We start from the raw sequence: 20,692 nt of genomic DNA on the forward strand, positions 1-20,692 counted from the left end.
AACCCGCGATCAGGCCGCCGCGGTGGCGGCCTTTTCGCTACGAAAAAACACCGGCTCGGCCTCGGTGCTGTCCTCCGGGACATAGGTGTAGCCCCCGAGGTCGAAATCGCGCAGGGCCGCCGGGTCGGTGATCCGGTTTTCACAAACGAATCGCGCCATGGCACCCCGGGCTTTCTTGGCGTGGAACGAGATGACCTTGGCCACGCCGCTCTTCTCATCTAGAAAACGCGGCGTGATCACCGGCAGGCCCAGCGCGTCGGTATCCACAGCGCCAAAATACTCCGTACTGGCGCAGTTCAGAAGAGCCGCGCTGCCAGCCACCTGCGCATCCTTGCGCAACTGCTCCGCAATCCGGGACCCCCAGAACTCATAGAGGTTTTTGCCCCGCTCGGTGCTAAGCCGCGTACCCATCTCAAGACGGTAGGGGCGGATCCCGTCCATGGGGCGCAGGACACCATAGAGTCCCGACAAGATCCGCAGATGATCCGCCGCGAAATCCCGCGCCGGATCGTCCAGCGTCGCCATCTCCAGCCCGGTATAGGTGTCGCCCGCAAAGGCCAGCGCAGCCGGACGGAGGTCGTCGGGATTCTCCTCCGCCATTGCCCCGAAGCGGTCGTAGTTCAGCCTGGCCAGCTTATCGCTGAGCCCCATCAGCTTCTTCAGATCATTGACCGACAGCTCCCGGCCCCGCGCGGCCAGCAACGCTGCCTGATCGCTGAGACGTGGCAGGGTCATTCCGTCTGTGGGGACGTCCCAGTCAAGACGCTTGGCGGGGGAAACAACAACGAGCATCGGGGCCTCCTTCTCCTGTCGGGATGGGTACGGGCCCCTACATGCGACAGACGCGCCCGCTTTTCCACACTGCATCTGGTCACACGTGCCGCCATCACATCGCCAAACGAGAAGCGGGCCGGGGGATCAAACCCCGACCCGCGCCCACTCTGAAATTGTGCCGGGTCTCTCTCGACGGGGCTGGTTGGGAGAGTACCGCTCCGTCGTAAGTGCCACTGACCCGACACCTGCCATCACTATGGCAGCGAAAAGGTTGACAATTTCCTTAGACCGTGGCCGATCCGATAATTTCTCGCCAACCCTGTCCAATTACCTGGACCGCATACACAGAAACCGATTGCACCCGCCTCAGGCTCGTCTACTGCGGCGCCGGAATGACTGTGGAGCCCCTCATGATTCGGATGGAGCAGAGCCTGGGAGAGTTGTTCGTGGACCTGCACCTGTCCGGTCACTGGGCTGACGGTAAGGAGATCACGGACTCCGTCCTGCTGAGCCCACCAGACCAGATCCTCGCCGAATACCGCGCCGAAAAGGATGCCGGCCCGGTGGATCTGCGCGCGTTCTACGACCGCCATTTCCGCCCGGTCCGCCATCCGGAAGACAGCTTTCGCACAAACCCCGAGGACACGCCGCTCGATCACCTGAGCCGGGTGTGGCCAGTTCTGATCCGACCCGCAGAAACCCGCGATCCCGCCTCGACGCGGATCCCGTTGCGTCATCCCTACGTGGTCGTGGGCGGGCGGTTTCAGGAGGCCTATTACTGGGACAGCTATTTTTCTCAGCTGGGCCTGTTGCGCAGCGGTCAAACCGACATCGTGCGATCCATGCTGGATAATTTCGCCGACTCGATCGAGAGGTTTGGGTTCATTCCAAACGGGTTCCGCAGCTACTTTCTGACGCGCTCGCAGCCGCCCTTCTTTGCGGCGATGGTCAAGGATTTCGGAGACGCCACCGGCGATACGGCGGGCGCGCTGGCCCGATACCTGCCCGCCATGGAAGCCGAATACCGGTTCTGGACCGAAACGGACCACACCCATGACGGGCTTGCGCGCTATTGGGACCAGCAGGACAGCCCCCGCCCCGAGATGTACGGCGCCGATGTCGAACTGGCCGGTGACACCCCCCGTCCGGACTTGCTCCGTGACCTGCGCGCGGCGGCCGAAAGCGGCTGGGACTTCTCGTCTCGCTGGCTCACCGATCCAAAGGATCTGACCACCATCCAGACCACGAATATCTGGCCCGTGGATCTCAATGCGATTCTGCTGAAGACAGAGCGTATCCTTGACCGCGCCCGCCCCGGCGTGGGCTATGCCGACGCCGCCGAGGCGCGCGCCACCGCGATTCGCGCGCGGATGTTCGACACCGAACGTGGCTATTTTTTCGACCGGATCATCGATAGCAACAGCCTGTCCCGGATCAACAGCGCTGCCGGTCTGTTCGCCCTCTGGGCGGGCGCCGCGACGCAGGAGCAGGCCGATGCGGCAGCCGACCACGTGCGCCGGACCCTGCTGGCACCGGGAGGGCTTCTGACCACAGATATCCAGAGCGGCGAGCAGTGGGACAGTCCCAATGGCTGGGCGCCCCTCCAATGGATCGCCATTCAGGGCCTGCGACGGTATGGCCACGACGATCTCGCTTCGGAGATCCGGCGTCGCTGGCTGAAAACCTGTGATACGGTGTTCTACAACCACGGCAAATTCGTCGAAAAGTACAATGTATTGGAGCCCGGCTCCCCTGCGGGTGGCGGTGAATACAGGCTTCAGGACGGGTTTGGATGGTCAAACGGCGTCTATCAGGATCTGGCGCTCGAAGCCCCTGCCTGACCGGAGATCCACTCCAGCACCTCTGCGACTGTTGCCAGCTCGTGGCGCTCGGGCATCGCAGGGCGGTCGATCATCACCACGGGCAGGCCAAGCGTGCGAGCCGCATCGAGCTTTGCCCGTGCGCCCGAGCCACCCGCATTTTTCGACACCACCAGCTCGATCCGGTGCTCTTGCATCAGCGCCCGGTCACCGGCCTCGGTGAACGGGCCGCGAGAAACGACGACCTCGGCCTCAGGCACCGGCAGGGCCCCTTTGGGCGGATCCACAAGACGGAGCAAGTACATGTGCTGAGGATGCACAGAGAATTCCGCCAGATGCATCCGTCCCACAGCCAGCATGACCCTTCGCCTAGGGCCGGCCAGCGCGTCCACAGCCCCTGCCATATCCGACACTCGGATCCAGTAATCGCCGGGCTGCGGCTGCCATTCGGGACGACTGAGCGCAACCATCGGCACACCTGCCCGCAACGCCCCTTCGACCGCATTCCGGCTCATCTGCGCGGCAAAGGGATGCGTCGCGTCGACCAGATGGGTGAATTCGCCCTGACGCACATACTCTGCCAGACCCTCAGGCCCCCCAAACCCGCCCACCCGCTGGGGCAAGGGCTGGCGCACCGGACGCTCAACCCGACCCGCAAAGGAAATCTCGCCGGACATCCCAGCCTCTGCCATCGCCCGGCAGAGCGCGGTCGCTTCGGTGGTCCCACCCAAGACCAGAACATGGGGCACATTTGTCATTTCTTCGGCATGCCCCGAGGCCCCGCCCGGCACAAGAGCCACTTGCGGCGGCGGCTCCGCCATGACACCAACCCGAAGGGTCCGAGGGCGAGCAATGACGACACACTGGCTGACAATCCTGGGCATCGGCGAAGATGGCGTGGACGGGCTATCGGCGCGTGCTCGCGCGGCTCTTGAGACCGCCGAGATCGTCATGGGCCCACCGCGCCACCTGTCCCTGCTGGCCCCGCTCCGCGCAGAGACCTGCGAATGGCCTGTGCCATTTGCTGATGGTATCCCACAGCTGATGGAACTCAGAGGGCGCCGCGTCGTGGTCCTCGCCTCAGGAGATCCGTTCTGGTTCGGCGCTGGTTCGGTTCTGACCCGCCACCTCGACCCCGCCGAATGGAACGCGATCCCGGGTCTGTCCTGCTTTTCCCTCGCCGCAGCACGGCTGGGCTGGCCGTTGGAACGGACCACATGCCTCGGCCTACATGCCGCATCGCTCTCCCGTCTCCGCCCGCATCTGGCCAGGGGCGCCCGGCTTATCGTCACCCTGCGCGATGGCGACGCCGTCCCGGAGCTTTGCGATTTTCTCTGCGAAACAAGCTTTGGCGACACGAGGCTCATCCTCTGCGAGGCCCTCGGCGGCCCGCGCGAACGCCTGACCCGTGTCACAGCGTCAGACCGGCCAGAAGGCCCCTTCGCCCACCCGCTGGTCGCAGCCTTGGAGATCGGCGACGGCCCCGCGCTGAGCCTTGCACCGGGGCGCCCGACCGATAACTTCCAGCATGACGGACAGATCACCAAACGCCCCGTCCGTGCCCTGACCCTCGCCGCCCTCGCGCCGCGTCCGGGCGAGCACTTGTGGGATATCGGGGCGGGCTCAGGCTCGGTTGCGCTGGAGTGGCTCCTGTCGCATCCGACCCTCACCGCCACTGCCATCGAGCGCCATCCCGAGCGCGCCGCCCGTATCCACCGTAACGCTCTGGCATTGGGTCAGGACCGTATCTCTGTCGTTGAGGGCAAAGCGCCCGATGCCCTCGCGGGCTTGCCAGACCCCGACGCGATCTTCGTCGGGGGAGGGCTGAATGCCACCCTGCTGGCAACCCTCCGCCAGACCGCTCCCGGCGCACGCCTCGTCTCCAACGCAGTGACACTGGAAACCGAAGCCCTACTGCTCCGGACCCATGCGGAGCTTGGCGGCGACCTCCTGCGCATCGATTTGTCCAGCCCCGCGCCGCTCGGCAGCTTCACCGGCTGGCAGCCTGCACGCCCAATCCTGCAATGGAGCGGCAGGCTGTGATCGTCGCGGGCTTCGGATTTCGCAGTGGCGCCACGGTCCAAAGCCTCGCGAGCGCACTGGCTGCCACCGGCATCACGCCCGACGCGCTCGCCAGCATCGCCGACAAATGCGCCAGCCCCGCCTTTGTCACACTTGCCGGACGCCTGAATCTTCCGATCATACCAGTGCCCCCCGAAGACCTGCCTCGCAGCACCCCCACCCGTTCCACAGCCTCGCTGGCCGCCCGCGAGACCGGCTCCGTGGCCGAAGCGTCGGCCCTGGCTGCCGCCGGGCCGGGCGCGCACCTTCTCATCGCCAGACAGATCGCCCCCGACCGTCAGTCCACCTGCGCCATAGCCGAAGGAGCTACCCCTTGACCGTCCATTTCATCGGCGCGGGCCCCGGCGCCCCCGATCTCCTGACCCTGCGCGGCCGCGATCTCATCGCACAGTGCCCCGTCTGCCTCTATGCTGGCTCACTGGTCCCGAAGGAAATCCTCGCCCATTGCCCCGAAGACGCCAGGATCGTGAACACCGCGCCCCTCGATCTCGACGAGATCGTCGCAGAAATCTCAGTCGCCCACGCGCAGGGTCAGGATGTCGCCCGCCTGCATTCCGGTGATCTCTCGGTCTGGTCCGCCATGGGCGAACAGCTCCGCCGCCTCGACGCGCTCGGGATCCCCTATACGGTGACACCCGGCGTGCCCGCCTTCGCTGCCGCCGCCGCCACCCTCGGCGCCGAGCTTACCCTGCCCGGCGTCGCACAATCCGTGATCCTGACCCGCACCCCCGGACGCGCCTCCTCCATGCCCGAGGGTGAAACCCTCGCCAATTTCGCGGCCACCGGCGCAACCCTCGCGATCCACCTGTCAATCCAGAACATCACCAGCGTCGTCGAGGCCCTCACCCCCCATTACGGCGCCGACTGCCCCGTGGCGGTGGTCTACCGCGCAACCTGGCCTGACGAACAAGTCATTCACGCTCGCCTCAACACCGTCGAAGCCGCGCTGCCCGAAGGCATCACCCGTACGGCACTCATCCTCGTGGGGCACGCCATCGGGGCCACTGATTTTGCCCAAAGCCGCCTCTACGCGCCCGATTACGACCGCCGCTACCGTCCCCAAAGCGCCGACAGCCCGTGGATTGACTGGATCGATGACAATGCCTGAACACCGCCTGACCGTCTCTTTGAGTTGGAAAATACCCAAATCCACCATTGGCCAGACGAGCCCCACATCGCAAAGGCGATATCACAGATGACAAACGGCCTGATGATCTCCGCGCCCGCCTCAGGGACCGGCAAGACCACGGTCATGCTCGGGCTCCTGCGTGCCTTGCGCAACCGTGGCCTCACGGTGCAACCGTTCAAGTCCGGTCCCGATTACATCGACCCGGCCTTTCACCGCGCCGCCTCCGGCCGGGCGTCTTTCAACCTCGACAGCTGGACGATGGCACCCGACCTGCTCGACACGCTCGCAGCCCACGCACATGACGCGGATGTCTGCATTGCCGAGGGCTCAATGGGCCTTTTTGACGGGGTCGCAACTCAGGGCCGCACGGGCCATGGCGCGTCCGCAGAGATCGCCCGCCGCTATGGCTGGCCAGTGATCCTTGTCATCGACGTGGGCGGGCAGGCGCAATCGGCGGCAGCCACCGCGCTCGGCTTTGCGTCTTACATGCCTGATCTGCCCTTTGCGGGCGTCATCCTGAACCGCGTCGCCTCCCCCCGTCACGAACGGCTGACCCGACTGGGCATGGAGCGCGCGGGCATCGACGTGCTGGGCGTCCTGCCGCGCAAAGGCGACCTCGCCCTGCCCGAACGACATCTAGGTCTGGTTCAGGCTGTCGAGCACCCGGATCTGGAAACCGCGATCGAAGGCTATGCCGAATTCCTCAGCGCCCATGTGGATCTCGACCGGATCATCGCCGCCGCCAAGGCACATGGGATCGCTCCCGCCAACACGCCGCCCCTGAACCCGCCCGCTCAGCGGATCGCACTGGCGCGGGATGAGGCGTTCTCCTTTACGTATCCTCATCTGCTCGACGCGTGGCATGCGGCAGGAGCAGAGATCCTGCCCTTTTCGCCACTGGCTGACGAAGCCCCAGATCCCGACGCCGATCTGGTCTGGTTGCCTGGCGGCTATCCCGAACTCCACGCAGGTCGCCTCGCCGCCGCCGGGATCTACCGCACTGCACTCCGCCGCCATGCGGAAACGCGCCCGGTTCACGGAGAGTGCGGAGGTTACATGGCGCTGGGGGAGACACTGATCGACAAGGACGGCACCGCGCACCAGATGGCGGGCCTCCTCGGCCTCGTCACCAGCTATGAACAGCGAAAATTCCACCTCGGTTACCGGCGCGCCGTGCTCCGCCATCCCCTGCCCGGCCTGACCCCCGGATCGGCTTTGCGAGGTCACGAGTTCCACTATTCAACGATCCTAGAAGCACCGGACACACCGCTCGCAGATGTCTTCGACGCGGATGGCAACCCGGTGCCGGAGACCGGCTCGGTGCGTGGGCCGGTGACGGGGACTTTCTTCCATCTCATCGCGCCAGAGACGTGAGATCTGGCGCGGTCCCCCACAATACAGTATGAGCGCTCCGGTTTCAGCCGACTATCGGCCTGCGGAGAAAGCCCATGTCAAACCCCGCCATCATCTGCGTCGCCATCACCGGATCCGTCCCGACCAAGGCGGATAATCCCGCCGTTCCGGTCACTCTCTCCGAGCAGATCGAATCGACCCACGCCGCCTTTGAGGCCGGGGCCGCCATTGCCCACTGCCACGTCCGCGATGACGAAGGCAAACCGACCTCTGACGCCGAGCGATTCGCCCGACTGAAAGAGGGCATAGAGGCCCATTGCCCCGGCATGATTATCCAGCTCTCCACCGGCGGACGCTCCGGCTCGGGGCTGGAGCGCGGCGGAATGCTGCCCTTGCGACCCGATATGGCGTCCCTGTCGGTTGGCTCCAACAACTTCCCCACCCGGGTCTACGAGAACTCCCCCCAGCTCATCGAATGGCTGGCCTACGAGATGCGGACCTATGATGTCAAACCCGAGATCGAGGCCTTCGACCTGAGCCACATCTACCACGCGAAGCTGATGCACGACCGCGGCGAGATCCCCGAGACCCCCTATGTGCAATTCGTCATGGGTGTGAAAAACGCGATGCCGGCGGTCAAGCGCGTCTTTGATTTTTATGTGGAAACCGTGCATGAGCTCTTCGGTCCCTACGCCCCCTGGTGCGCCGCAGGCGTTGGTCGTCATCAGGCCGAAGTGAACAAATGGGCAGCTGAGGCGGGTGGTCATCTGCGGACAGGTCTGGAGGACAACATCCGGCTAGACCGAGACCGGCTGGCGCCGTCGAACGCCGCTCTGGTCGAACGCGCAGTCGAGATCGTCACCCAAGCCGGACGCCCGTTGGCCACCCCCACTGATGCCCGAAAAATCCTCGGCTTGCGAGACCGCTGAGCATCCCAGATTGAAATAATTCAAAGCTTAACCATTCGTGAGGAATTCTAGCATAGCGATAGTATAGTGAATCTAACCCGACATAGGACCCGATGAACCATGTCCCGATTAATCTGTGCCGCCTTGCTTGCCCTGCTCCCGTTCTCCGCGACCGCAGACGAGTTAAAGATCATTCGCAGCCAGCTGAATCGGGGGAATCTTCTCGACTATGAACGTCTTCTGAACGGCCGCGATCCTTTGGAGGTCGAAGACTTTGGCGCTTTTGCCGACAATCGGATGGTTGCCGAGCACTTCATCCTTCAAATTGCACCGGTGCTGGGCGGGTGCGACTGTCGTGTCGTCTATGAACCCTACGATGTAGAAACGCCGCACGCCCGCACAATCCAACAGATCCGAGAGGGCGCGACGCTGACCCATGGTGTCGCGGGATTCAGCGATGACAGCCGCTATAGAGACGATGTCTGGTTGAGCGATCCCATTCTGTCCGCAGATGATTTCTATGTCGGACTCTATACGCATGACGCCCGCGCCGAAGTTCTGGCGACCGAAGACGACGAAGACCTCAAAAATCTCCGCTATGCCGTCGGTCGGCACTGGGAAATCGATAATTTGGTTCTGGAGCGCAACGGGCTGACGGCAATTCCGGCGGACAACTGGGAGAGTCTGGTACAGATGATCATTCGCGGTCGGGCAGATGTGGTAATGCAACCGTTCCAGACGGGACCCGGCATGTCCTTCGAAGAGATCGCCATCGGCGAAACCTTCCTGCCCATTCCCGGCGTGAAGATGAAGTTTGGTCAGGGCCGTCACTTCGTGGTATCAAAAACACACCCTGACGGAGAAGCGTTTCTGGCAGCGCTCAACCAGGGCATCAAGATCCTGCAACAGGACGGGCTGCTGAATGAAATCATGACCAACGCGGGCGTCGTAAACCCAAACGCGGAGGACCTACGCGTGATATCTTTCACTGAGTAGCCGGATGAGACGAAGGCGGGACCCCTCCAATACAGAAGGAAGCCGCACGCGATCCCTTCTCGCGCGTAAGATTTTCGGCGTCGTGTTGGTGGTCACTCTGATTACAATGACCCTGATTTCGCTCTGGGGATTTGTTGAAGAAACCGAGAGCCGCCGTGAAGACGAACGAAGCCGGATCATCGCCTTCATCGATGCAATCGGTCCCAGTTTCGCCCGGGCTGCCTGGCAGGTGAATAATGAGAGCTTGTCAGTCCTGCTGCAGAGCATTTATTCCCAGCAAGGTGTCGTCAGCGTCACTTTCAAGGATGAACTCGTTTCGCTTGGGGCGGGTCCACGCGATGTCTTCGAAGGCGACTCTTCCCGCTGTGGCGAGATTTTCGAGAGGGATTTTTCTGATTTTATTTTTTCAGATCAGCGCCTTGGGTCTGGGCAGCTCCGAATCTGCTACGACGGAAAAAAAATCGCAGCCGCTAGCCCCTCCGAGCTTTTAGAGCAGATCATGCCCTTTGTCGCTGGAGTTTTCGTCACTGCGCTGTTGATCGCGTTTCTTCTGTCGAAGATGATCGCTCGCCCCCTGCACGATCTCTCGGAACATCTGTATCGCGGAGAAAAGATCGAGAATTTCAGGAGATATCCGGACAACCGCTACCGAACCTGCGACGAAATCGACCAGTTGGTCCACGAGCTAAAGAGCCGGACACGTCAGCTCGAATGGGAGCAAAAAGTAGTCGAAATTTCCATGCCAGAAATGAAAGACATGTTCGTTCAGACAGACAAAGATCTGAACGTCGTGCGCAATAATTCTGCTTTCATGTCTGCCATAGGCTCCACCGGGGCACCGGTGCGCCTCGATGCGGTGTTTGACCGGCGAACGTTGTTGACGCCCGGCCTGCACGAGAATGTACCCGGTCCGAACGAACGGCTCTATGAAGTGCGCACTGTGTCCTTTGGAACCCCCAGTGATCGCGGCTTTCTTTATGTCATCCGCGACCAGACCGAACTGCAACGCAAACAGCAAAGCGCGATCCACGTCGAAAAAATGTCTGCGCTTGGCACGTTGGCCAGCGGCGTAGCGCATGATTTCAACAATGTGCTGACAGGAATTGTCGGCCATGCCGAACTGCTGATTGATCGGGGTGGCCTGCCCGACGACTCGATGGAGATGCTCGCGAATATCGTGAACTATGCTCAACGCGGCGCTTCACTATCGCGGCAGATGCTGAATTTCGCCCAGCGGAAAAACCGTACCCATCGAATTATCGACGCGAGGCAACCGCTTAGCAACCTTCAAGAGATTTCCGAACCCCTGATAGGCAAAGCCGTTGAACTGGAAGTGAATATCGAATCGGACTCACAGATCGATGTGGACATAGGCTTGCTCGATTCGGCCCTGATGAATCTGCTGATCAACGCGCGGGATGCGGTGAAAGACAAAGACCGCCCGCGAATTCGGCTCCTCGTGACGGACGAGAATCGCTCCGGTCAACCGTTTGTGCGCTATTCCGTTGAGGACAATGGTCACGGCATTCCAAAGGAAATGATGGACCGCGTCCGTGAGCCTTTCTTTACCACAAAAACCTACGACGAGGGTTCCGGGTTGGGTGTCGCGATGGTGACGGCATTCGTCGAGCAATGCGGCGGATATCTCGATATCGAGTCCGAAGTGGATAAGGGTACCAGAGCCAGCATCAGTCTGCCCGTCGCAGCCCGGAGCAACACTTCCAAATCATCCAAGCAGCAGACCGGCCCCAGACAGCTAGCCCATTCGATTTTTGGTCAGAGGGTCCTGATCATCGAAGATGAGCCAATCCTGCTGGACATGACGGAACTTATTCTCCGGCGCCACGGATACATAACGGTGTCTGTCGGCAGTGTCAGCGCCCTGCGTGTCGCCGGGCTCCACAAGGAACGGTTCGATCTCGTCCTCTCTGACGTCGTGCTAAAACACGAGACGGTACTCGATGCCCTGAAACTGTTTAAATCAGGGGGAAATACATCCCCCTTCGCTCTCATATCGGGAAATTTCCCTGTCGAAATCGATTCCGAAATTCGCGCCATGGGGAATTTCCCGAGGCTGGACAAACCTTTCCATAACGCAGATCTGCTGGCTTTCGTAGAGAATGCCATTGGCGATCAACAGCGCACAAAAGCGCTTTTACCAGAAGCCGAGAATATATGAACAGTAACGACATGCGGCAGGACATTATTGAGACCTGCCTCGCGATGAAGCGGATGGGGATCAATCAGGGAACGTCGGGGAACGTCTCCCTGCGACAGGGTGATGGGTTTTTGATCACGCCATCCGGGATGCCATACGAGCTGATGCGCCCGGACGATATCGTGTGGATGGGGTTCGAAGGGCAACTCCAAGGGGGCAAACCATCATCTGAATGGCGGTTCCACCTTGATATCTTGCGGAATCGACCCGAGATTTGCGCGATTGTCCATTGTCATTCGGTCCATGCCACGGCGCTGGCGTGCCAGATGCGCGAGATCCCACCCTTCCACTACATGGTGGCCGTGGCAGGAGGGTCCTCCATCCGCTGCGCCCCCTATGCGACTTTCGGCACGCAAGAACTGTCAGATGCCGCGCTTCTCGCGCTAACCGACCGCAAAGCCTGTCTGCTCGGACACCATGGACAGATCGCACTGGGCAAAGATCTGCGTTCAGCTCTCAATCTCGCAGTCGAGGTGGAGACCCTTGCGCAAACCTATCTGGCGGCCTGCGCCCTTGGCGAACCACCCCTACTGCCCGAGGAAGAGATTGATCGGGTCCTTGAGCAAATCCGCCGCTTGGGCTACGGGCTGTCGCCGAACGACCTCGAAGCCAAGGGGAATGACAGGTGACAACCGGACACGCGCAGATTGATCGTAGCACTCTTGCGGAGAAACTGGTGCCGCTGGCGCAGAAAAACACCCGCACGATCGTTGCATTTGCCGGTGGTCCCGGCGCTGGAAAATCCACCCTTGTCGAAGCTTTGCTTGCGGAAATCGAGACCAACGCGCCCGGCGCCGCCGCGATTCTGCCTATGGATGGCTATCATTACGATGATCTCTATCTGGAGCCGAACGGACTTCGACCCCGGAAAGGCGCACCAGAGACCTTTGATGTCGGTGGGCTGCGGACCACTCTGGCGCGACTGCGCGCCGATAACGAGTCGCGTGTTGCGGTGCCGGTCTTCGACCGCTCCATCGAGATTGCCCGCGCGGGCGCCCGGCTGATCCTGCCCCAGCACCGGCTGATCCTCGTCGAAGGCAACTATCTGCTGCTGGAACAGGATCCGTGGACGGACCTGCGTGAGATGTTCGATATGACGGTCTTTGTGGACGTGCCTCTCGACATCCTGCGGGCGCGACTGACGGAGCGCTGGAGCGATCTGCCCGCCGAGGAAGCCCGGCGTAAGGTCGACGAAAACGACCTGCCGAATGCCCGCTACGTCGCCGACAACTCCACGACGGCTGATTTCACCATCATGAATCATGGCTGATCTCCGCTTGATGGCTTGAGGCCGCGTCCACGCCGGGGCAAGCATGGCTCTAGGACAAATGGAGGGCGCGGCATGACGTATCTCGGCATAGATCTTGGCACGTCGGGGCTGCGAGCTCTGCTGATTGGCGCGGACGGTGCACCCATCGGGTCCGCCGAGGCCCACTATACCGTCGCCACCCCGCATCCCGGCTGGTCAGAACAGGATCCGGGTCACTGGATCCTGGCGCTGGATCAGGCAATCGAAACACTGCGCGCAACTCACCCCGAATTTGCCGATCTGCGCGGGATCGGGGTCGCTGGCCATATGCATGGGGCGACTCTGCTGGACAGCGAAGGCGCCGTGATCCGGCCCTGCATCCTGTGGAACGACACGCGCTCTCATGCCGAAGCGGCCCACCTCGACGCTGTACCCCGCGTGCGGGAGCTGTCGGGAAATATTGTTTTTCCGGGCTTCACCGCGCCCAAGCTTGCCTGGGTCGTCACTCATGAGCCCGAGAATTTCGCGCGCATGGCGCAGGTCCTGCTCCCCGCAGCGTTCCTGAACCGGTACCTGACCGGCGAGGGCGTTACCGACATGTCAGACGCCGCCGGAACATCCTGGTTGGATGTGGGCGCACGGGAATGGTCAGCAGAGCTGCTGAAAGTGGGCGGCATGAGCGCCGCGCAGATGCCCCGTCTTGTCGAAGGCTGTGCCCCCGCGGGTGTCCTGCGCGCTGACCTTGCACGGCGGTGGGGCCTCGGGAGCGACGTGGTCGTAGCCGGGGGCGCCGGAGACAATGCGGCAGCAGCCTGCGGGATCGGCGCTCTGGAAGAAGGGCAGGGATTCGTATCGCTCGGCACCTCCGGCGTCATCCTCGCAGCGCGCGACGGCTACCGCCCCGCGCCGGAGACGGCAATCCATACCTTCTGCCATGCCGTACCCGCGCGCTGGTACCAGATGGCGGTGATGCTCTCGGCGACGGACTGCCTGAACTGGCTGTCGCGGGTCACAGGTGCCAAACCTGCCGAGCTGACGTCCCCGCTGGGCGAGACACTCGCGGCCCCCGGAGCGCTGAGGTTCCTGCCCTATCTCTCGGGCGAGCGGACACCCCATAACGACGCAGCAATGCGGGGCGGCTTTGCCGGTATCGCCACATCGACCGACCGTGACGACATGACCCGCGCGGTGCTCGAAGGCGTCGCCTTCGGGCTACGCGACGGGTTCGAAGGGCTGCGGGCGACGGGCTGCGCTTTTGACCAGGTCACCGCGATCGGCGGGGGGACGGGCTCGCGCTACTGGCTGAAACTCATCGCCACGGTGCTGAACACGCCTCTGGCGCTGCCCAAAGGTGGCGAGTTCGGCGCAGCCATGGGCGCCGCCCGTCTGGGACAGATTGCCAGCGGCGGGGGCAGCGTCGAAGACGTCATCCGTCCGCCTGAAATCGCAGAGGTGATCGAGCCGGTTGCGGATCTGGTCGCAGCCTATGACGACAGCTACCATGCCTTCCGCGCCGCCTATGCCCCGATGCGGCAGGCGCAACTCGGGGTCTGAGGCGGCTCAGTGAAAATCCCGTGATTTCGGGATGATCTGCACGTCGCGCGGGTGGCGGTGCGTGGGCTCTGGGACTGGCCGCGTGACCTCATCGGCGCGTGACAGCGGCGGGGTGAAATCCTGCCCCGCCAGCCGGACCAGCGCATCGCTGCGATCCCGCAACTCCCGCGCCACAACATGGATCACGTCCGAGCGCGGGTCACGCTGCACATGGCCCCGCACCTCCATCAGCCGCGCGGTCATCACGATCTTGCGAAACTGCGCCATGACCTTGGGCCAAACCACCAGATTCGCGGTGCCGGTCTCGTCTTCCAGCGTGACAAAGCACACGCCTTTGGCGCTGCCGGGACGCTGGCGGATCAGCACCAGCCCGGCCAGCCGCACCGCCTGTCCCTGCCGCGCGCGGGTGAGCGCCGCCGTCGTCACATAGCCCTGCCGATCCATGGAGCGCCGCAGAAAGCGCATCGGGTGCGCTTTGAGCGACAGGCGCAGGGTCTGGTAATCCGCCACCACCCGTTCTGAGACCGGCATGGCGGGCAGCGCGACCACCGGATCGGCGCCCTCGTCGCGGGTCTCGCGGAACAGGGGCAGATCCGGTGCGTCCTTCAGCCCCCGGATCGCCCAGAGCGCGGCGCGGCGGTCGAGTCCCAGTGACTGCATCGCATCCGCCGCCGCCAGGGTCTGCAAGGTCCCCCGGTCGAGCCGCGCACGATTCTTCAGATCCTCCGCATCGGCAAAGGGCAGGTCCCGCGCGGCCATGATCCTCAGCGCCGCCGCCTGGGCCAACCCCGAGATCTGCCGCAATCCCAGCCGCAGCGCGTGGCTTCGCCCATGGGGCACCAGCGTGTTGTCCCACTCGCTGAAGCTCACATCCGGGTGCAGCACCTTTACCCCATGCTCCCGCGCATCCCGAACGATCTGCGCGGGCGCGTAGAACCCCATGGGCTGGGAGTTCAGCAGCGCGGCGGCGAAATGGGCCGGGTAATGGCATTTCAGCCAGGACGACACATAGACCAGCAGAGCAAAGCTCGCCGCGTGGCTCTCCGGGAAGCCATATTCGCCGAACCCCTTGATCTGGTTAAAGCACCGCTCCGCGAACTCCCGGTCATAGCCGCGACCGACCATGCGCCCGACCATCTTGTCCTGAAGCTGCTCGATAGTCCCGCGCGAGCGAAAGGTCGCCATGGCCTTGCGCAGCTCATTAGCCTCGGCGGCGTCAAACTCGGCAGCCACCATGGCGATCTTCATTGCCTGCTCCTGAAAGATCGGCACACCCTTGGTCCGCTTCAGAATATTGCGTAGCTCGTCCGGGTCATGCTCCGGGCCGGGGGTCGGATACTCCTCCGGCTCCTCGCCATTGCGGCGGCGCAGATAAGGGTGAACCATATCGCCCTGAATGGGGCCGGGACGGACGATGGCGACTTCGATCACCAGATCGTAAAAACAGCGCGGTTTCAGACGCGGCAGCATGTTCATCTGCGCCCGGCTCTCCACCTGAAACACGCCGATACTGTCGCCCCGGCAGAGCATGTCATAGACCGCGCCATCCTCGTCCGGGATGGTCGCAAGCTCAAAATCCCGACCGTCATGGACCCGGATCAGGTCGAAGCATTTGCGGATGCAGGTCAGCATCCCCAGCGCCAGCACATCGATTTTCAGGATGTTCAGAGCGTCGAGATCATCCTTGTCCCATTCGATAAAACTGCGATCCGCCATTGCGCCGTTGCCGATAGGCACAGTCTCGGTAAGGGGGCCGTCGGTCAGGACGAAACCGCCCACATGCTGGCTCAGATGCCGGGGCAGGCCGATCAGTTCCTGCGCCAGCCGCACGGTGCGCGACAGCACCGGATCGCTGAGATCCAGCCCCGCTTGCGCGGCCTGCGCCTCGCCCATATCCTGCCCCCAGCTGCCCCAGACGGTTTTCGCCAGCGCGCCGGTGATGTCGTCGCTGAGTCCCATGGCCTTGCCCACCTCGCGGATGGCGCTGCGGGGGCGGTAATGGATCACGGTGGCGCAGAGCCCGGCGCGGTGGCGGCCATAGGTGTCATAGATGTGCTGGATCACCTCCTCGCGCCGCTCATGCTCAAAATCCACATCGATATCGGGGGGCTCATCGCGTTCTTCGCTGATAAAGCGCTCGAACAAGAGGTCATGCAGCGCCGGGTCCACAGCCGTGATCCCCAGCACATAGCAGACCGCCGAATTGGCCGCAGAGCCGCGCCCCTGACAGAGAATCCCGCGCGACCGGGCAAAGGTGACGATTTCGTGGATGGTGAGGAAATACTGGGGGATCTTCTTCTTGGCGATCATCACCAGCTCTCTGGTGATCTGGTCGCGAACCTTTGCCGGAACACCGTCCGGATAACGATCCGCCGTGCCCGCCCAGGTGAGCCGTTCAAGCTGGCTCTGCGCCGTCTCTCCCTCGGGCACAGTCTCCTGCGGGTAATAGTAGGACAGATCGGTCAGGGCAAACCGGCACGCATCGGCGATCTGGCGCGTCGCGGCAATGGCATGGGGCCAGTCGACAAAGAGGCGACACATCTCGGCGGGGCTTTTCAGGTGCCGTTCAGCGTTGGCGGAGAGCAGGTAACCGGCCTGATGGATCGTGGTGCCCTCGCGGATGCAGGTCAGAACGTCTTGGAGCGGGCGTCGCGCAGGGGCGTGGTAGAGCACGTCATTCGTCGCCAGAATTCCCAAGCCCGCCGTCCGCGCCAGCCGGTCGAGCCGGTTGATCCGCGCCCGGTCATCGCCGCGATAGAGATAGCTCACCGCCACATGGCCCAGCCCCGGCAGACGCCGTCTGAGCCGCGTCAGAGCGGTCTCACTCCGCCCATCGGGGATCAGCACCAGCATCAGCCCGTCGTCCTGAGCGGCGAGGTCGTTGAGGGTGATCTGACAGGCGCCCTTATCCTGCCACGCGCCATCGGGGGTCTGCATCTTGCCCTTGGACAGGAGCTGCGACAGGCGGCCATAGGCGGCGCGGTCGCGCGGATAGGCGAGAAAGCTCTCGCCCGTGACGAGCTCCAGCCGACAGCCGATCAGCGGGCGGATCTGCGCCTTCGTCGCCGCCGCGTGGAACCGCACCACCCCCGCGAGGCTGTTCAGATCGGCAATCCCCAGCGCATCGTAGCCCAGCGCGTGGGCCGTGGCGATGAGCTCCGTCGCCTCCGACGCCCCGCGCAGAAAGGAAAACGCCGAGGCGAGGCCAAGCTCCACATAAGGGGCGCGCGGGTTGGCCGGAAATTCCCCGCTGAGACGCGGGCGCGGGGTGGAGGGAGGCGCGTCGGGCATCAGTCAAAGAACCCTTGCAGGAACCAGCGCGGATCCCCGCCCCGGCCATCGCCATGCAGCCCCTCGCGATAGATCCAGAAACGTCGCCCGCGCGCATCCTCGATGCGAAAATAATCGCGCAGTCGCGTGCCCGGACGGTCCTGCCACCATTCCGGCGCGATCCGCTCAGGTCCCTCGTAGCGGCTGACCCGCAACACCTGCCGCCGCCAGAGAAACTGTTGCGGCGGGCCGTCCGGCACGGCGTAGAGCACCCGCACTTCCTCGGGTGGGTCCAGCAGACGCAGGGGACGCAGCAGCGCGGGGGGCGGGTCGGGAGGGGGGGCCAGCGGCGCAATCCGGGTCAGGCTGCGCTCGGGGATGTGACTGGCGCGCGGAGCGGGCTGCGAGATCCGCCCCGCGCCGAACCGCATGGTCAGCCGGTCGATCATCTGCGCCAGATCCTCCTCCGCCTCAACCTCGCCGGTGAGGCTGGTCTGGCGGCCCGACAGGTGTTCGGTCCGGGTGGCCTCAAAGCTCAGCAGGTCGAATCCGAACCCCGGGTCGAGCGCTTCCACCCGCTCGGTGAACAGCTCCGCCAGCCGCACGGGATCGCGCACCGGCAGAGCGGTGGTGGCCCCGATCCGGCGGGTTTCGCCATCGGTGCGGTAAACGGTCAGGCAGAGCTGCCGCGCGCCCCGCTCCGCCCCGGCGAGCTGCGCCGCCAGATCGGCGGCCAGCGCGGGGAGGTGGTTGCGCGGGTCGAGGATCGGCTCCGGCAGGCTGAGGGTCGCACGCAAGGGAGCCTCGGCCTCCCGGCTGGAAATCGGCTCATCACTGCGCCCCATGGCCTGATCGAGGCGAATCAGCGGGTGCGTCTCCGCAGGCGTGCGGGTGAACCGGCGGGCGAGCGCGTTGCGTGGCAAGGCGAGCAGATCGCCCACCCGCTTTAGCCCCAACCTGTCCAGCAGACGCAGGGTGTCCCCGTTGAGACGGAGCGCAGCCACGGGAAGGGGGGCGAGCTCCTGCGGATCGCCGCAAATCGCGCGCTCCGGCCCGAACCGCGCCAAGGCCCAGGCCGCCCCCCATGTGGGCGCGACCGCCAGCCGCGCGGTGAAGCCGAGCGTGGCCAGACGTCCCTCGATCTCAGCCAGCATCGGCGCTTCGCCGCCCCAGAGGTGGTCCGAACCAGTGCTGTCCATGACGATCCCGTCGGCTCCGTCGCGCGCCGTCCAGGGACACCAGCGCCGCGCCCAGAGCACCAGCCGGTCGAGCGCGAGCGCATCGCCTTGCAGGTCGGCATACTCCACCCGGAGCCCCGGGCAGAACGCCTGCATATCCACCACTCGGGCGCCCGCACTCACGCCCGCGAGCATCGCGGTGCGATTGGCGGCGTGGACGACGCGACCGTGCGGCCCCTCGGTCGCCAGCACGACCGGCACCTCATCCGAGGGCGGATCGCCCCGGCGCCGCGACAGGATCTGCCATCTCTCGATCGCGAAGCGGGGCAGAAAAGCGCAAACCACCCTTCGGGTCACGGCTGACCTCCCATATGCCGGGGCGCTGGCTGCGGGATCGGAACAGCTCGGCCTGCCAGCGCGGGAGACCGGGCGCTTTGGGATCGTCGGGATGGGGCAGCGAGGGCAGCGATTCGACCTGCCACCGCTCGCGCATAGCGCTCGAGCGGCGCGGTGCCCCATGGCGGATCAGCCAGCACGGCGTACCCGAACGCTCGGCCCGAAAGGCGAGCCGCTTGGTCGCGGTGAAATCCAGCACCGGCGGGTCCCCGTGGATCTCCGCGAGCACCGCTGCGAGACTGCGACAGCGCAGCCCCTCCTCCGCCGCAATCAGCGCGTCGCGCGGATGAGACAGGGTCACGTGAATGACCCTGAGCGTCCCCGTGACAAAGCCCGGCCTGCCCCCCTCCAGCGCGGAGAGCCTGTCCTGTACCCACAGGACACGCCCTGCCCGCACCCCGGACAAGGCCCCCAGCACGAATCCCATCCAGCCCCCGTCACCGGGACCTTTTGGGAACAGCTCTATCGAAGACGCTCCCCGGAGCGGGGGCGCCGTGTTGGAATGGGTCAACATGGGCGATCCTGGCAGCGATTCTGTGTTCTTATTTTGTTCCCGACACAGCAGAGCGTCAAGCCCAATTCCCGATCCGGCAGCGGCGGCGACGCTACGCGACGGAACGAACCGCTTTCGGTTGATCGCACCACGCTGCGGCCCATCTCGAACAGCAAGACGCCCCCGAGGCGCATACACATCGGAGACCCCCATGGCACAAGACGCTACGAACCGCCGCTTCGTCCTGAACAAACGCCCCACAGGCGAGCCCAGCCCGGATACGTTCCGGCTGGAAACCACCGACATCCCCGCCCCCGCCGAGGGCCAGATGTTGCTGCGCAACCATTACCTGTCCCTCGACCCCTATATGCGGGGCCGCCTCGATGACCGGAAATCCTATGCCGAGCCCGTCGCGCTGAACGAGGTGATGATCGGCGGCACCGTGTCGCAGGTGGTGGACTCCCGCCACCCCGACTACGCCAAGGGAGACTGGGTCGTGACCACCGGCGGCTGGCAGGATTACGCCCTGTCAGACGGTGCACTGACCTTTCCGCTGAAAACCGACATGGGCAACAAATCCTGGGCGCTGGGTATCCTCGGGATGCCGGGCTTTACCGCCTGGGCCGGGCTGACCCAGATCGGACAGCCAAAAGAAGGTGAGACCCTCGTGGTCGCCGCCGCCACCGGCCCCGTGGGATCTGCGGTTGGGCAGATCGGCAAGCTCCTCGGCCTGCGTGTCGTCGGTGTTGCCGGGGGACCGGAGAAATGCGCCTATGCGATGGAAAACTTCGGTTTCGACGCCTGTATCGACCACAAGGCCGCCGATTTCGAAGAACAGCTCGCCAAGGCTACGCCCGATGGCATCGACATCTATTTCGAGAATGTCGGTGGCAGGGTGTTTGACGCAGTGCTGCCGCTTCTGAACATGGGCGCCCGAATCCCGCTCTGTGGCACCATCGCGACTTATAACAACGCCGACGAGCCCAGCGAGGGGCGTGATCGGACCGGCCTCGTCATGGCAAAGTTCCTGCAATCCCGCGTGACCGTGCGGGGCTACATCATCTTCGACGATTTCGGCCATCTTTACGGTGACTTCATGAGTCAGATGTCGGGCTGGGTCGCGGAGGGCAAGCTCCACTATCTGGAACACATGACCGATGGTCTCGAAGACGCGCCCGAGGCGCTCAATCAGGTGCTGCGGGGCGAGAATTTCGGCAAGCGGGTGATCCGCATTACCGAAGACGCTGCCTGAAGGCAGATCGGGGGCGGCTG

Annotated in this window: 17 protein-coding genes; 12 read left to right on the top strand and 5 right to left on the bottom strand. The window is 63.9% G+C overall.

What is annotated here, in order from left to right; translation table 11 throughout:
- Positions 1-9 precede the first annotated feature (9 nt).
- Entirely contained in the window at positions 10-792 is a 783-nt protein-coding gene (gene yaaA, locus FEV53_RS02960; protein ID WP_142833339.1) for a peroxide stress protein YaaA, read from the bottom strand.
- Between the two features lie 392 nt (positions 793-1,184).
- Here yaaA and FEV53_RS02965 point away from each other — a divergent pair, with 392 nt between their 5' ends.
- A complete protein-coding gene (locus FEV53_RS02965; RefSeq protein ID WP_142833340.1) occupies positions 1,185-2,615 on the top strand; it encodes a trehalase family glycosidase in 1,431 nt (476 codons plus the stop codon).
- On the opposite strand, the gene FEV53_RS02970 is transcribed toward FEV53_RS02965, so the two are convergent.
- Positions 2,585-3,352: a cobalt-precorrin-6A reductase gene (locus FEV53_RS02970; protein ID WP_142833470.1), complete on the bottom strand. Its 768-nt coding sequence runs from the start codon at positions 3,350-3,352 to the stop codon at positions 2,585-2,587. The two genes, FEV53_RS02965 and FEV53_RS02970, sit on opposite strands and share 31 nt — an antisense overlap.
- Before the next feature lie 94 nt (positions 3,353-3,446).
- Here FEV53_RS02970 and cbiE point away from each other — a divergent pair, with 94 nt between their 5' ends.
- The 10 genes from cbiE (at position 3,447) to xylB (ending at position 14,083) form a co-directional block, all read left to right on the top strand.
- A complete protein-coding gene (gene cbiE, locus FEV53_RS02975; protein WP_142833341.1) occupies positions 3,447-4,637 on the top strand; it encodes a precorrin-6y C5,15-methyltransferase (decarboxylating) subunit CbiE in 1,191 nt (396 codons plus the stop codon).
- Complete coding sequence (locus tag FEV53_RS02980; protein ID WP_142833342.1) at positions 4,634-4,993, top strand: cobalamin biosynthesis protein; 360 nt, start codon at positions 4,634-4,636, stop codon at positions 4,991-4,993. Before cbiE ends, FEV53_RS02980 begins: the two co-directional genes overlap by 4 nt.
- A complete protein-coding gene (cobM, locus tag FEV53_RS02985; protein WP_142833343.1) occupies positions 4,990-5,784 on the top strand; it encodes a precorrin-4 C(11)-methyltransferase in 795 nt (264 codons plus the stop codon). Before FEV53_RS02980 ends, cobM begins: the two co-directional genes overlap by 4 nt.
- A gap of 87 nt (positions 5,785-5,871) precedes the next feature.
- A complete protein-coding gene (locus FEV53_RS02990; protein WP_185962076.1) occupies positions 5,872-7,179 on the top strand; it encodes a cobyrinic acid a,c-diamide synthase CobB in 1,308 nt (435 codons plus the stop codon).
- Between the two features lie 74 nt (positions 7,180-7,253).
- Entirely contained in the window at positions 7,254-8,087 is an 834-nt protein-coding gene (locus FEV53_RS02995; RefSeq protein ID WP_142833344.1) for a 3-oxoadipate:acetyl-CoA acetyltransferase, read from the top strand.
- 99 nt (positions 8,088-8,186) lie between these two features.
- Positions 8,187-9,062, top strand: a complete 876-nt coding sequence (locus FEV53_RS03000; RefSeq protein WP_142833345.1) for an ABC transporter substrate-binding protein — start codon at positions 8,187-8,189, stop codon at positions 9,060-9,062.
- A gap of 106 nt (positions 9,063-9,168) precedes the next feature.
- The gene (locus FEV53_RS03005) at positions 9,169-11,241 is read left to right on the top strand and encodes an ATP-binding protein (protein ID WP_185962077.1); all 2,073 of its coding nucleotides are present in this window, start codon (positions 9,169-9,171) and stop codon (positions 11,239-11,241) included.
- Positions 11,238-11,909 carry a class II aldolase/adducin family protein gene (locus tag FEV53_RS03010; protein ID WP_142833347.1) on the top strand — a complete coding sequence of 224 codons (672 nt, stop codon included), beginning with the start codon at positions 11,238-11,240 and terminating at the stop codon, positions 11,907-11,909. Before FEV53_RS03005 ends, FEV53_RS03010 begins: the two co-directional genes overlap by 4 nt.
- A complete protein-coding gene (locus tag FEV53_RS03015) occupies positions 11,906-12,550 on the top strand; it encodes a nucleoside triphosphate hydrolase (RefSeq protein ID WP_246100716.1) in 645 nt (214 codons plus the stop codon). The genes FEV53_RS03010 and FEV53_RS03015 overlap by 4 nt, the downstream gene beginning before the upstream one ends.
- 72 nt (positions 12,551-12,622) lie before the next feature.
- Positions 12,623-14,083, top strand: a complete 1,461-nt coding sequence (gene xylB / locus FEV53_RS03020; protein WP_142833348.1) for a xylulokinase — start codon at positions 12,623-12,625, stop codon at positions 14,081-14,083.
- A gap of 6 nt (positions 14,084-14,089) precedes the next feature.
- Here xylB and FEV53_RS03025 read toward each other — a convergent pair whose 3' ends face one another.
- Genes FEV53_RS03025 through FEV53_RS21400 form a run of 3 tightly spaced genes read right to left on the bottom strand, consistent with a single transcriptional unit; the run spans position 14,090 to position 19,441 of the window.
- Entirely contained in the window at positions 14,090-17,374 is a 3,285-nt protein-coding gene (locus tag FEV53_RS03025; RefSeq protein WP_142833349.1) for an error-prone DNA polymerase, read from the bottom strand.
- Positions 17,374-18,888 carry a Y-family DNA polymerase gene (locus FEV53_RS03030; protein WP_142833350.1) on the bottom strand — a complete coding sequence of 505 codons (1,515 nt, stop codon included), beginning with the start codon at positions 18,886-18,888 and terminating at the stop codon, positions 17,374-17,376. Before FEV53_RS03030 ends, FEV53_RS03025 begins: the two co-directional genes overlap by 1 nt.
- Positions 18,794-19,441 carry an ImuA family protein gene (locus FEV53_RS21400; RefSeq protein WP_142833351.1) on the bottom strand — a complete coding sequence of 216 codons (648 nt, stop codon included), beginning with the start codon at positions 19,439-19,441 and terminating at the stop codon, positions 18,794-18,796. Before FEV53_RS21400 ends, FEV53_RS03030 begins: the two co-directional genes overlap by 95 nt.
- Positions 19,442-19,631: 190 nt before the next feature.
- Between FEV53_RS21400 and FEV53_RS03040 the strand changes: the two genes are divergently transcribed.
- A complete protein-coding gene (locus FEV53_RS03040) occupies positions 19,632-20,672 on the top strand; it encodes an NADP-dependent oxidoreductase (RefSeq protein ID WP_142833352.1) in 1,041 nt (346 codons plus the stop codon).
- Positions 20,673-20,692 lie beyond the last annotated feature (20 nt).

This window comes from Palleronia caenipelagi, assembly GCF_007004065.1.
In the GTDB taxonomy this organism is placed as follows: Bacteria; Pseudomonadota; Alphaproteobacteria; order Rhodobacterales; family Rhodobacteraceae; genus Palleronia; species Palleronia caenipelagi.